This window comes from Saccharopolyspora oryzae, from assembly GCF_027853915.1.
GTDB classification, from domain to species: Bacteria; Actinomycetota; Actinomycetes; order Mycobacteriales; family Pseudonocardiaceae; genus Saccharopolyspora; species Saccharopolyspora oryzae.
Genome location: NZ_JAQGLA010000035.1, coordinates 23,032 through 36,347, shown reverse-complemented (window position 1 = coordinate 36,347; position 13,316 = coordinate 23,032). Strand labels below are relative to the sequence as shown.

The following is a 13,316-nucleotide window of genomic DNA, read 5'->3' as shown; positions in this document are numbered from 1 at the left end:
CCAGCGGGAAGGGAATCCGCGTGAGCGTCACGCTGTTCCGCCGTCCAGAACGGCAACCGGGGCCGCCGATGCCGTCCGGCGAGCTGACCCTCCAGGAACCTCCGGAGCTGCCCGAAACGCAGAGCGGCTTCTCCGGGATGATCACCTACATGCCGATGGCGCTCAGCTCGTTGGCGATGGTGATGATCTTCCTCCGCCCCGGCATGGCCGGTAGCGGTGGCACGATCATGTACTTCGCGATGGGCATGATGGTGCTGGCCGCGCTCGGCATGCTCGCCGCGAACTTCCTGCGCACCGCCGCGGAGCGCAAGCGCCAGATCACCGGCGCCCGCCGCGACTACCTGCGCTACCTCGCCCAAGCCCGGCGCCAGGTGCGCAAGACGGTGGTGGCGCAGCGCAAGGCGCAGACCTGGCGGCACCCGGACCCGGACGCGATCTGGTCGCTGGTGCGCACCTCCCGGTTGTGGGAGGTCCGCCCGGAGCACCCGGACTTCGGCGAGGTCCGCATCGCCGTCGGCGACCAGCAGCTCGGCACCCGGATCGGGCAGCTCAACACCAAGCCGGTGGAGGACCTCGAACCGCTGTCCGCGCACGCGTTGCGCCGGTTCATCCGCGCCTACGCCACGGTCGCCGACCAGCCGGTCCCGCTGTACCTGCGGGCCTACGCGCGGATCCTGGTGCGCGGCGACGTCGAAGCAGCCCGCGCCATGGTCCGCTCGATGCTCGCCCAGCTCGTCGTGCTGCACGCGCCGCAGGACCTGCGCATCGTGGTCCTCGGCCGCGAGCTGGACCAGTGGCAGTGGACGAAGTGGCTGCCGCACTGCTTGCACCCGACCGACACCGACGGCGCCGGGCCGGTCCGGCTGGTCGCCGAAACCCCAGGTGAGCTGGAAGGACTCCTCGGCGAGGAGCTCGCCGGGCGCCCGTTCTTCGACCGCGACGCGATGCCCACCCGCGACGAGCCGCACGTCGTGGTGGTGCTCGACGGCGCGCAGCCCGCGCCCGGCAGCCGGATGGCCACCAACGGCTACCGCAACGCCACGGTGATCGACCTCAGCGATGCCCTGGACTGGCAGAGCGATCCCCGAACCCTGCTCATGCGCGTCACCCCCGACCGCGCCGAGCTGGTGCGGATCGGGCGCGCGGGCAAGGAGAGCACCTCCCCGATCGGCCGGCCGGACGCGCTCAGCCCGCTCCGCGCCGAGTCCCTCGCCCGCCTGCTCTCGCCCTACCGGCTGGCCATCTCCACCGACACCACCGAGCCGCTGGCCACCGACTTCGAGCTGACCACGCTGCTCAACATCAGCGACCTGCGCGGTTTCGACGTGCCCAAGCTGCAGGCGCAGCGGGCCTCGGGCGCCGCCCGGCTGCGGGTGCCGATCGGCGTCACCGGCGACGGCACGCCGATCGAGCTGGACATCAAGGAGTCCGCGCAGGGCGGGCAGGGGCCGCACGGCATGCTCATCGGCGCCACCGGTTCCGGCAAGTCCGAGCTGCTGCGCACCCTGGTGCTCGCGCTGGCGCTGACGCACTCCTCGGAGACGCTGAACTTCGTGCTGGTCGACTTCAAGGGCGGCGCGACGTTCCTCGGCCTGGACGAGCTGCCGCACACCTCGGCGGTCATCACCAACCTCGCCGACGAGGCGTCGCTGGTGGAGCGGATGAAGGACGCCCTGCACGGCGAGCTGGTCCGCCGCCAGGAGCTGCTGCGCAAGGCGGGCAACTTCACCTCGGCCACCGAGTACGAGAAGGCCCGCGCCGAAGGTGCGGACCTGGATCCGCTGCCGACCCTGTTCGTGGTGGTCGACGAGTTCAGCGAGCTGCTGGCCGCGCACCGCGACTTCATGGACCTGTTCGTGATGATCGGCCGCCTCGGCCGAAGCCTCTCGGTGCACCTGCTGCTGGCCTCGCAGCGCCTCGACGAGGGCCGCATGCACCAGCTCGAATCGCACCTGTCGTACCGGATCGGCCTGCGCACCTTCTCGGCGATGGAAAGCCGCGGTGTGCTCGGCGTCCCGGACGCCCACCAGCTGCCCTCGCAGCCCGGCGCCGGGTACCTCAAGACCGATGTGGACACCCTGACCCGGTTCAAGGCGGCCTACGTCTCCGGTACCTACCGGCACGCGCGGCGCGAGATCCGGCAGTCCGTGGTGGCTCGCCAGATCGTCCCGTACACCACCTCCTACGTGCCGTCCCGCGAACTGCCGATACCCGAGGAACCCGTTGCGCAGCAAGATGAAGCGGGCGAGTCGCTGCTGGAGGTCGCGGTGCAGCGGCTGGTCGGGTCCGGGCCGCCCGCGCACCGGGTGTGGCTGCCGCCGCTGGAGGTCTCGCCGACGCTGGAGCAGATGCTGCCGCCGCTGGAGATCGACCCGGCACGCGGTCTGACCACAGTGGACACCGAGCGGAACCTGCGGGTCCAGCTCGGCGTGATCGACCGGCCCTTCGACCAGCTGCACGAGCCGCTGATCGCCGACCTGTCCGGATCGGGCGGGCACGTGCTCGTCGCGGGCGGTCCGCAGAGCGGCAAGAGCACCCTGCTGGCCACCCTGATCACCGCCCTGGCGCTCACCCACACCCCGCGCGAAGTGCAGTTCTACGGCCTGGACTTCGGCGGCGGCATGCTCTCCTCGCTGACCGGGCTGCCGCACGTCGGCGGCGTCACCGGGCGCCTCGACAGCGAGCGGATGCTGCGCACGATCAACCAGGTCAACGCCCTGATGGAGGAGCGCGAGCAGCGGTTCGCCGAGCTCGGCGTGGACTCGATGGCCACCTACCGGCGCCGCCGCGCGGCCGGCGAGTTCGCCGACGAGCCCTACGGCGACGTGTTCCTGGTGGTGGACGGCTGGACCACCATCCGCCAGGACTTCATGGACCTGGTGCCGCAGTTCACCCTGCTGGCCACCCGCGGCCTGAACTACGGCATCCACCTGATCATCGCCGCCGGCCGCGCGGGCGAGGTCAACAACGGCATCCGCGACCAGCTCGGCACCCGCCTCGAGCTGCGGCTGGGCGACCCGGTCGAATCCACCATCAACATGCGCGCCGCCGCCACGGTGCCGAAGATCTCCGGTCGCGGCCTGACCGAGGACCAGGCGCACTTCCTCGCCGGGCTGCCGCGGCTGGACGGCGAGGGCAGCACGTCCGAGGGCACGCAGGAGCTGATCGGCACCATCTCCTCGGCCTGGCCCGGTCCGGCCGCGCCGCCGGTGAAGATGCTGCCGGTCGTCCTCGACGCCGGTGAGCTGCCGGCCCCCACCGGTCAGCTGCGGGTGCCGCTGGGCCTGTCCGGTGAGGACGTCGAGCCGCTGTGGCACGACTTCACCGAGCACCCGCACCTGCTCATCGCCGGTGACGACGCGACCGGCAAGACGAACCTGGTGCAGCACATCGCCCGCGCGATCACCAGCCGGTACACGCCCGAGCAGGCGCGGATCACCTTCGTGGACTTCCGCCGCGAGCTGTTCGACGCGGTGCCGGAGGAGTACCGGCTCGGCTACGCGGTCTCCAAGGACATCGTGCGCGACGCGGTGGCCGGTTCGTCGCGGGCGATGCGGGAACGCGTGCCCGGCCCGGAGATCAGCCCGGCGCAGCTCGGCCAGCGCGACTGGTGGACGGGTCCGGAGCTGTTCCTGATCGTCGACGACTACGACATGGTCAGCACCGACCAGACCGACAACCCGTTCGTCCCGCTGCTGGACTGCCTCGCGCAGGGCCACGAGATCGGCCTGCACGTGATCGTCTCCCGCAGCGCCAACGGCCTGTCCCGCGCGCTCTACGACCCGCTGCTCCGGCGGCTCCAGGAGGTCAACACCCCGGCGGTCCTGCTGTCCTGCCCGCCGACGGAAGGCACCGCGTTCCACGACGTCCGCCCGAAGAAGCTGCCGACCGGCCGCGCGCAGTACATCACCCGGCGCAAGACCGTCCTGCTGCAAACCCCGCTGCTCAAGGACTGATTCGTGCTCCGGCCCCCGTCGCAGCGTCGCGACGGGGGCCGGACGTTTCTCAGAACCTGCCTTGTGATCTCGGCGTTTGATCTTTTGCTGTGATGCGCCGCAGGCGCATAGCCCACCCAAGCAACCGGCACCGCCGCGGGTTCTCAGCGTTCGCCTGGCGAGGACGGCCCACCCGCCGTGTATTGGCATACATAAGGGTGGGCACCCGCAGTCCAGGCGGACGCTGAGGTTCCGCTACCCGCACCGCCACGCAAAGCGAGTGCTTCAGACAGGCACTCAGGCGTCAGAGCGTGTCCGCGACCTTGATGTATCCGCGCTGGAGGACCCACTGCTGGTTCTTGTTGCGGTCGTCGCACCGCCAGATGTGCACGCGGTCGCCCTTCTCCCTGGTCCTACCGGTGTCCAGGCACATCTCCTGGGCCTTGCCCACCGTGTCGGCGAGCACGATCTGCGAGTTGCGGACGATCCACTTCTGGTTGGTGTTGGTGTCACCGCACTCCCAGAGGTGCACGCCGGCACCGTTCGTCCGGGTCCAGCCGGCGTCCAGGCACCGTTCCTGCTGCCGCGTGCCGATCGTGTCCTCGACCTTGATCTGCCCGCCGGAGATCACGAACCGCTGGTTGGGGTTGTCGCCGCACTCCCAGATCGTCGCCTTGTCGCCCTTGTCCCGCGTCTTGCCGACGTCCAGGCACATGGCCTTGACGTGCGGCGCCGGCGCCGCTGTCGCGGCGGGCGCTCCCAGGCCGAGGGCGAGCGCGAGTGCTGTACCGGTGATGGCGCCGAGGCGTCGGGTGGTGAAGAACGAAGACATGTTCACTTCCTCAATCATCGGAGTGACGATGTGGACACCGCGCCGAATCGGACAGTCGGTGCGAAACGAATACTGATCGCGTCTGCAGGTGACCGGCAGCGGAGATCGGCGTTCTCCCTCCTCCCGGGTTACCAACGACCACCCATCCGAATACAAACGGGCGAATTGTGTAACGCTCTTGCGGACGCCGCATCGGCGGTGAGAGCCCAAACCGGCGCCATGGCAAGGGAAACCGGTCTCGGCCGCCTGCCCGCCCCCGGTTCAGGTCGTGGAGCAGATAGGCTCGACCCCGGTCGGGTCGAGCGGAGGAGTGCGGTGGAGAGCGGGTCCGGTGCGGTGCGGCGGCACCGAGTGCTCGTGGTCGAGGACGATCCGATGATGGCCGAGGTCATCGCCAGCTACCTGAACCACGCGGGCATGCTGGTCGCGGTGGCCGCCGACGGCGTGATGGCGCTGGACGGCTTCCAGGCGTTCAACCCGGACCTGGTGATCCTGGACCGGATGCTGCCCCGCCTCGACGGGACCCACGTCTGCCGCAAGCTCCGCGAGCAGAGCAACGTCCCGATCATCCTGGTCACAGCCCTGGGCGAGCAGGACGACCGCATCCACGGCCTGGAACTCGGCGCCGACGACTACGTCACGAAGCCCTTCAGCCCGCGCGAACTGGTACTCCGCGCCCAAGCCCTGCTCCGCCGCACCGCGGGCCAACCGGTCCAGCCGCAGCAGGCGCCGCAGACCCGCCAGGTCGAGGACCTGGTCCTGGACCTGACGACCCGCCAGGTCACGAAAGCCGGGAAACCGCTGCGCTTCACCGGCCGCGAGCGGGACCTCCTGGACTTCTTCTTCGACCACCCCGGCGAAACCTTCCGCAAGGACGAGCTGATGCAGCGGGTCTGGCAGTGGAAGGTGGGCGACTCGTCGATGATCAGCGTCTACGTCCGCCGCCTCCGCGAGAAGATCGAAACGGACCCGGCCAACCCGACGATCCTCAACACGATCTGGGGAGTCGGCTACCGCTTCGGCCCAGCCCCGAACTGAGCACGACAACACTGGAACAAGAAGCCCACCCTGCCCTTTGACCGGGCTCTCGTTTTGGAGGGCGGCCGGGCGCGGGGAGGGGGTCGCGCCCGGCCGCCGGAGTGGGCCGGCGCGGCTGATGCCGGGGGATGTCCAGCCGCACCGGCCCGGCTCAGGGGTTGGAGCGAACGGCCTGTTTGCCTCGCCAGACGGCGCAAAACGGCCCGTTCGCTCTTCACCTGGTGCTGTGAGCCGGGACTGGGGGTCGTGAGTGCGTAACAGTGTTCGAACACTGTTACGCACTCACGACCGCTCACAGGCGCAGGTGGTGGCGTCCGGTGGGTTGGTCGTCAGGGTCGAAGTCGGGAAACTGGGGTTGTGGTGGTTCGGGGGATATCGCGCGGTTCTCGGCTTCGATGTCGGCTATGAGGCGCCAGACCGTGTACTCGCCATCGCCCGTGCCCGAGTGCTGACCGGTGGCGAACCGCAGTCCTGGCACCGAGACGTGCGTGACGAGCAGAGCGAGGATGAGCACGTTGAACAGGACGAAGGTGCTCAGCTGAATCCAGAACATGGCGTGGTCCTTTCGGGCGATGGGTGGTCAATTTCGCGAGAAATTGACGCGGACTCAGGTGACGCGGCTGGGTCAGGGGCGTTCGGCGAGGATGCGCCAGCAGTCCATGCAGGCCTGCTCCCGCACCCAGTCCACTTCGGACCGGTCATGCAGCTGCGACGCTTCGGCCTCCGCCCCGCAGTAAGCCTCGACGGTGGAAGTCATGATGTTCGCCGTATAGAGGGAAGGCAGACTTGTGCGCATGACCAGCAACGACCCCGGCCCACTGGTGCAGCGACTCGTGCTCGGAGCCGAGCTGCGCGAACTTCGTGAGAACGCTGGCTTGTCCGCAGACGAGGCTGCGGCAGCTCTCGGTTGGTACCGCAACAAGATCAGCAAGATCGAGACGGGCGAGAGCAAGCTGTCTGATAAGGACGTTCAGGCTCTGGTCGCGCTGTACGGGGCCAAGGAGAAGGCAGTCGACCGGGTCCTCGAGATGGCGAAGGATGCGCGGCGCAAGATCCCGCCGGCGCGCGTGCCGGACTGGGCGAAGAAGTACGTGCACCTCGAGGCGTGTGCTTCTGAGATCAAGCTGTTCTACGGCGACACGATCCCGGGAGTCCTGCAGACCGCTGACTATGCGCGCGAACTGCTTTCAGCCTCGGTCGTAGTTCCGTCGGTCGACGTCGATGCGATGGCGGAGTCGCGCGAACAACGTTCGGCGAGGTTCTTCGGCTCGAACCCGCCCTTGCTGTGTGTCGTGCTGGGAGAGGAAGCGATTCGGCGACGGGTCGGCGATCGAGACGTTCATCGGGCTCAGCTGGAGCGGCTGCGCTCCCTCGCGGAACTGGACAACGTGACGATCCAGGTGGTCCCGCTGGAGAGCGGAGCTCACGCGGGCCTCGGCATCGCCTTTACCCTCCTCCACCTCGAGCACGCCAACTCGGATATCGCCTACATCGAGAGCCTGACCAGCTCCGATTACTTGTCTCGACCGCAGCACACCCGCGCATATAGCCTGGTTTTCGATCGATTGCGGGTAGCCGCTATCAGCGACAGGGACACGTTGTCGCTGATCAATCGGGAGATTGCAGCGCTTAGCTAGGAGTGATCATGCTGCGGAAATCGGACGAGATGGTCTGGCGCAAATCCAGCCGCAGCAACGGAGCGCAGAACTGCGTAGAGGTGGGCTGGCGGACGTCGAGCCGAAGCGCCGGGCAAGGAAACTGCGTTGAGGTGTCGTTAGACCCTGAGGTGGTCGGGGTTCGGGACTCGAAGGACCGGGATGGGGCCGTGCTGGCCTTCCCCCGTCGTCAGTGGGCGGCGTTCGTCTCTGGATTGCGGGATCGTCGCTGGTAGTGCAGCTCAGGTGAGGCCGGCGGGGAGGCGGGTGGTGAAGCGGCAGCCGTCGGTGACCTGGTCGACTCGGACGTCTCCGCCGTGGGCTCTGATCAGGCCGCGGGTGATTGCCAGGCCGCTGTCCGCCGGTTCCAGCGCGGATTCGAAGTCCGCCGCTCCGCCGCAGCCGTCGACGACGATCACCTCGATCTCGTCGCCCGACACCATCGCCGTCACCGTCACCGGCTCGCCGGGCACCGTGTGCCGGACCGCGTGCATCACCAGGTTCGCCAACGCCCGCGTCAGCACCGCGATGTCCACCCGGACCGGATCCGTCGCGCTGTCCAGGCCGACGCCGTGCAGCCGCACCCCGCGCTCCAGCGCGACCGGAAGTGCCGCCGCCAGCGCGGAATCCAGCAGGTCGGCCAGCCGCGTCGGGGTCCGCTCGACGGTTTCGACCTGCAACCGCGCCAGCTCGAAGAGATCGCCGGTGACCCGGTTCAGCCGCTGCGCCCCGCCGATCAGACCGTCCAGGTAGCGCTGCGGTTCCTGCGCCACGCCGTCCTGCAGGGCCTCCGCTGCGGCGCGGATTCCAGCCAGCGGGGTGCGCATCTCGTGGGAGATCGCGGTGATCAGCTCGCGCTGCGCCCGGCGGAGGTCGGCGCGCTCCTGCTCGGCTTCGATCAGCGCGTTGCTGGTCGCGGTGAGCTCCTGGCGCAGCCAGCGCAGTTCGGCCCGGGGGTAGCGGCGCGTCCAGCGGCCCAGCAGCCAGCCGGTCGCGCTCGACGCCAAGCAGGCCGCGACCAGCCCGCTGCTCACCCTGGCCACGTTCGGTCACCTCTGTTGCGCTCGCCGGCTGCCCCACCGATCAGTACCTCCATTCAACCTCCCGTTAACCGCGCGCCGGGAGTCCCATGAATAGGGGTCCGTGCGCGACGTTGTTGGGACTAACGCCGCCCGAGCGCGCGAGGCAGGCTGGGAACACCGTTTCTACTCAAGCGGATCCGGGTGCGCCCGGGTCGGCGACTGGAGGAATTCATCGTGGCGCGGCCTGTGCTTTCCGTTCGAGCGGAGGGATCCGACGGTCACCGGACCATTGCGGCGGCGTTGGAGCAGGCCCGCCCCGGGTCGGTCATCTCGGTGCACCCCGGCCGCTACCAGGAGAACCTGGTGATCACCAAGGTGGTCACCATCATCGCGGCCGAGGGTTCGCGCACCGTGGAGCTGTCCCCGGTGCGCGGCAGCGCGGTGCGCGTGGTGTCCGAAGCGGTGCAGCTCAGCGGGCTGGTGCTGCGCGGACGCGACCCCGAACTGCCCACTGTGGACGTTCCGCGCGGGCAGGCGGCGATGGACGACTGCGAGGTCACCGGCTCGGCCTGGACCGCCGTGCTGGCCCGCGAATCCGGTTCGCTGGCGATGCGCGACTGCCGGGTCACCAACTCCGCGGGCGCCGGGATCGTCGACACCTCCGAGGCGGGCAGCGTCGTCGAGGACTGCGTGGTCGAGCACCTGGGAAGCTCGGCGATCGTGATCAGCGACCGGGCGGCGCCGATGATCCGCCGCTGCGTGCTGCGCGACAGCCGCGGCAACGGGGTCTGCGCTAACGCCGAGTCCCGCGGCACCGTCGAGGACTGCCAGATCTCCCGCACCGACAAGCCCGCGATCGCGCTGGAAGCCAGCAGCAGCACCACGATTCGCGGCACCTCGGTCAAGGACGTGGCGATCGGCGCCTACATCAACAGCCAGGGCCGCCCGACCCTGCAGGACTGCTCGTTCACCGCCACCCGCGAGCACGGCCTGGTGGTGCTGGGCGGCAGCGAACCGGTGGTGACCGGTTGCCGCGTCGGCCGCACCAAGGCCAACGGCCTGCTGATCACCGACAAGGCCAAGGGCAGCTACGAGGAGCTGCGGATCTTCGGCACCCGCAAGGCCGCGATCGAGGTCGGCGAGCTGGCCGGGCCGGTCTTCCGCGACACCTCGGTGCGCGACTGCGCGGAGGACGGCGTGGTGCTCACCGACGAGTCCGTCGCGGAGTTCGAGCGGCTCGAGGTCGACGACGTCGAGGGCACCGCGATCACCGTGCGCGCCGGGGCGAACCCGATGCTGCGCCGGATCACCGTGCGCGACGTCCGCGGCGACGGCATCGCGGTGTTCGGCGGCGGGCACGGACGCCTGGAGGACGTCGAGATCGGCGGCGTCGCGCGCACCGGCCTGCGCATCGGCGAGGACGCCGATCCGTCCGTGGACCGCGCGGTGATCCGGGCCGCAACCGGGGTGGCCGTCGAGAAGGGCGGCACCGGGATGCTGCGGGAGTGCGAGGTCCGCGACTGCACCGGCGACGGCATCACCATCGCCGACCACGCGGACCTGACCGTGCTGCGCAGCAAGGTCGTCAAGAACGACGGGCACGGCGTGCTGGTGGCCAGCGGCGGCCGCGCCACGCTGGAGGACTGCGAACTGGTCGACAACACCCGCGACGGCGTCCGGGTGGAGACCACCGAGCCCGTCGCGGTCACCAACTGCACCGCCACCGGCAACGGCGGATCCGGGGTGCGCACCCCGGACAGCTCCGGCGGCGACCGGCTGGAGATCGAGAACCTGGACAGCAGGGACAACGCCGGCACCAGCGACGCGGAAGCCGGACCGCTGGCCGAGCTCGACGCGCTGGTCGGCCTGGACGGGGTGAAGCAGCAGGTCACGACGCTGGTGAACCTGACGGAGATGGCCAAGCGGCGGGAGGCCGCCGGGCTGCCTGCACTGCCGATGAGCCGGCACCTGATCTTCGCCGGACCGCCCGGCACCGGCAAGACCACCATCGCCCGCCTCTACGGCGAGATCCTCGCCTCGCTCGGCGCGCTGCGCAGCGGGCACCTGGTGGAGGTGGCCCGCGCCGACCTGGTCGCGCAGATCGTCGGCGGCACCGCGATCAAGACCACCGAGGCGTTCACCAAAGCCCTCGGCGGGGTGCTGTTCATCGACGAGGCCTACACGCTGAACGCGCAGGGCGGCGGCGGTCCCGACTTCGGCCGCGAAGCGGTGGACACGCTGGTCAAGCTGATGGAGGACCACCGCGACGACGTGGTGGTCATCGCCGCCGGGTACTCCGAGCAGATGGACGGGTTCCTGGCCTCCAACCCCGGCCTGGCGTCCCGCTTCAACCGCACCGTCGAGTTCGAGAACTACTCGGTGCCCGAGCTGGTCACCATCGTCGAGCGGATGTGCCAGGCGCACAGCTACGAACTCGGCGACGGCACCCGCGAGGCGCTGCAGCGCTACTTCGAGCGGCTGCACCGCGGCGCCGACTTCGGCAACGGCCGCGCGGCCCGCAAGCTGTTCGAGGAGATGATCGACCGGCAAGCGGTCCGGCTGGCCGGGCTGCCCTCGGTGGACCAGGACGAGCTGTCCCGGATGCTGCCCGCCGACGTCGGCGCCGAACCCGAAGCCGCCGAGCCGGACAAGCCGACGGCGCTGAGCCGGTTGCGGGAGATGATCGGCATCCCGGCGGTGAAGTCGGCGGTCGAGGACCTGGTCAACCTGCTGGCGGCCAACCGGCGTCGCGCCGAAGCGGGGCTGCCGACGCCGAAGATCAGCCACCACCTGGTGTTCGCCGGCCCGCCCGGCACCGGCAAGACGACCGTGGCCCGGCTCTACGGCGAGGTGCTGGCCGACCTGGAGGTGCTGCCGACCGGTCAGCTCGTCGAGGTCAGCCGCGCCGACCTGGTCGGCAAGTACATCGGCCACACCGCACAACTGACCCGCGACGCGTTCGAGCGGGCGCGCGGTGGCGTGCTGTTCATCGACGAGGCGTACGCGCTGACTTCCACCGGTGGCAACGACTTCGGGCGCGAAGCCGTCGACACGCTGGTCAAGCTGATGGAGGACCACCGCGACGAGGTCGTGGTGATCGTGGCGGGCTACTCGGCGGAGATGCAGGACTTCCTGGCCACCAACCCGGGCCTGGGCTCGCGCTTCTCCCGCCACGTCGAGTTCGCCGACTACACCGCGGCGGAGCTGACCGAGATCTTCGACCGCAACGCGCTCACCAACGGCTACGAGTGCGGCGAGGACGTCCTCGCGGCGTTGCACCGCCACTTCGAGGAGCTGCCCCGCGACCGCAACTTCGGCAACGCCCGCTACGCCCGCCAGCTGCTCGAAACGACCATGACCCGCCAAGCGGGCCGCCTCAGCGCCCTCCCCACCCCAACCCTCACCGACCTCCGCAACATCCACCCGGAAGACCTACCCGTCTGACACGCCGGAGGTCTGCAGTTTCAATTGAAACTGTGATCCGCCGTGCCTGGGATTTGCAGTTTCAATTGAAACTGCATTCCAAGACCCCGAACAGCAGACGGCGGAAGTACCGGAACGGGTGAAGGCACCGGTAGGTGCTCCCTCCCCGTTCCGGGACGTGCCGGGGAAGCTCTTGGTCGCTTAGCTTCGAGGGGTGCGAAATGGCGCCCTGGTACTGACCACTCTCGTTGCCGCGTCGGCACTTTCGGCTCCGGCCGCGGTCGCCGCGCCGGAGCTGCCGGCGATCCCGCAGGCGCTCTCGTCCTACGACGGGTGCCGCTCCGCGTCCACAGTGGATACTGCCGAGAAGCCGTGGGCCCAGGCCCAGCTCCAACCGGAACGAGCCTGGCAGCACGGGAACGGCACCGGTGTCACCGTGGCCGTCGTCGGCAGCGGGGTCGACGCCACGTCCTCGGCCCTGGCCGGGCGCGTGGACGGATCCGGCCCGGACTGCGTCGGCTACGGCACGTTCGTCGCGGGCATCATCGCGGCCGCTCCGCACCCGGGCGGCGGCTTCGCCGGAGTCGCACCGGGTGCGCGGATCCTGGCCGTCAAAGCCACCGACCAGCGGGGGAACGCCACCGCCGATGGTCTGGCCAACGGCATCCGCACAGCGGTCGCCGGCGGTGCGCGCGTCATCTCGGTAGCCGCGGCGTCCACCGAGCCCAGCGATGCGCTGGCCGCCGCGGTCCGCGACGCCGCAGCAGCTGGTGCACTGGTCGTGGCCCCGGCTTCGACCGGCGACGGCGACAAAGCCGTCCAGGCGTTCCCGGCCGCCTACCCCGAGGCCCTGTCGGTGGCCGCGACCGCACCTGACGGCTCTCCCACTCGATCCGCCCAGCCCCAGATCAAGGTCGACGTGGCAGCCCCCGGAGCAGCCATGACCGGCGTCGGCCCCGGTGGCAACGGCCTGTTCATCTCCGGCGGAGACGCGGTGGCCGCCGCCCAGGTCTCCGGCACCGCAGCCCTGGCCCTCTCCTACCGCCCGCACCTGACCACCGAGGACCTCGCCCGCCGCCTGCGCGACACCGCCTACCCGCCACCAGGCGGCGCCCCGCACTCCTTCCTGGGCAGCGGAGTCGTGGACCCGGCGACGGCGGTCACCGCAGAACTCCCCGCTGCGGCGGGAAAACCGCCCACCATCCCGGCAGCGGTTCACATGCCGCCCGCGACCGACCCCACCCCGTCCACCACTGCGGCGATCCTGGCAACCGCCGCAGCCCTCGTGATCGGCGCGGCCGCGGCGCTCGCCGTCGTCATCCCCCGGGGCCGGAACCGCCGCTGGCGCGCCGCCCCTTGAACAGTCCGGTCAGGACCGTGAGCACTTTTTGGTGCCATAGCGCCACAAAAG

At 70.0% G+C, this 13,316-nt stretch carries 10 protein-coding genes; 6 read left to right on the top strand and 4 right to left on the bottom strand.

Annotated elements, in window-relative coordinates:
* The first annotated feature begins 20 nt into the window (after positions 1-20).
* The gene (gene eccCa, locus OU415_RS20860) at positions 21-3,956 is read left to right on the top strand and encodes a type VII secretion protein EccCa (RefSeq protein ID WP_270950598.1); all 3,936 of its coding nucleotides are present in this window, start codon (positions 21-23) and stop codon (positions 3,954-3,956) included.
* Positions 3,957-4,239: 283 nt separating this feature from the next.
* On the opposite strand, the gene OU415_RS20855 is transcribed toward eccCa, so the two are convergent.
* On the bottom strand, positions 4,240-4,767 hold the full coding sequence (locus tag OU415_RS20855; protein WP_270950597.1) for an RICIN domain-containing protein: 528 nt from the start codon (positions 4,765-4,767) through the stop codon (positions 4,240-4,242).
* A gap of 315 nt (positions 4,768-5,082) precedes the next feature.
* Between OU415_RS20855 and OU415_RS20850 the strand changes: the two genes are divergently transcribed.
* Entirely contained in the window at positions 5,083-5,805 is a 723-nt protein-coding gene (locus tag OU415_RS20850; RefSeq protein ID WP_270950596.1) for a response regulator transcription factor, read from the top strand.
* A gap of 292 nt (positions 5,806-6,097) precedes the next feature.
* Here OU415_RS20850 and OU415_RS20845 read toward each other — a convergent pair whose 3' ends face one another.
* A complete protein-coding gene (locus OU415_RS20845) occupies positions 6,098-6,358 on the bottom strand; it encodes a hypothetical protein (RefSeq protein ID WP_270950595.1) in 261 nt (86 codons plus the stop codon).
* 72 nt (positions 6,359-6,430) lie between these two features.
* The gene (locus OU415_RS20840) at positions 6,431-6,562 is read right to left on the bottom strand and encodes a hypothetical protein (protein WP_270950594.1); all 132 of its coding nucleotides are present in this window, start codon (positions 6,560-6,562) and stop codon (positions 6,431-6,433) included.
* Between the two features lie 37 nt (positions 6,563-6,599).
* Here OU415_RS20840 and OU415_RS20835 point away from each other — a divergent pair, with 37 nt between their 5' ends.
* Together OU415_RS20835 and OU415_RS20830 are read left to right on the top strand one after the other, a co-directional pair.
* Entirely contained in the window at positions 6,600-7,442 is an 843-nt protein-coding gene (locus tag OU415_RS20835) for a helix-turn-helix domain-containing protein (protein ID WP_270950593.1), read from the top strand.
* 8 nt (positions 7,443-7,450) lie between these two features.
* Entirely contained in the window at positions 7,451-7,696 is a 246-nt protein-coding gene (locus OU415_RS20830) for a DUF397 domain-containing protein (protein ID WP_333778319.1), read from the top strand.
* 6 nt (positions 7,697-7,702) lie between these two features.
* On the opposite strand, the gene OU415_RS20825 is transcribed toward OU415_RS20830, so the two are convergent.
* Complete coding sequence (locus tag OU415_RS20825; protein WP_270950592.1) at positions 7,703-8,503, bottom strand: sensor histidine kinase; 801 nt, start codon at positions 8,501-8,503, stop codon at positions 7,703-7,705.
* A gap of 213 nt (positions 8,504-8,716) precedes the next feature.
* On the opposite strand from OU415_RS20825, the gene OU415_RS20820 reads away from it, so the two are divergent.
* Both OU415_RS20820 and OU415_RS20815 read left to right on the top strand, forming a co-directional pair.
* On the top strand, positions 8,717-11,926 hold the full coding sequence (locus tag OU415_RS20820) for a right-handed parallel beta-helix repeat-containing protein (protein WP_270950591.1): 3,210 nt from the start codon (positions 8,717-8,719) through the stop codon (positions 11,924-11,926).
* Between the two features lie 193 nt (positions 11,927-12,119).
* Positions 12,120-13,265: a S8 family serine peptidase gene (locus OU415_RS20815; RefSeq protein ID WP_270950590.1), complete on the top strand. Its 1,146-nt coding sequence runs from the start codon at positions 12,120-12,122 to the stop codon at positions 13,263-13,265.
* The last annotated feature ends 51 nt before the right edge of the window (positions 13,266-13,316 follow it).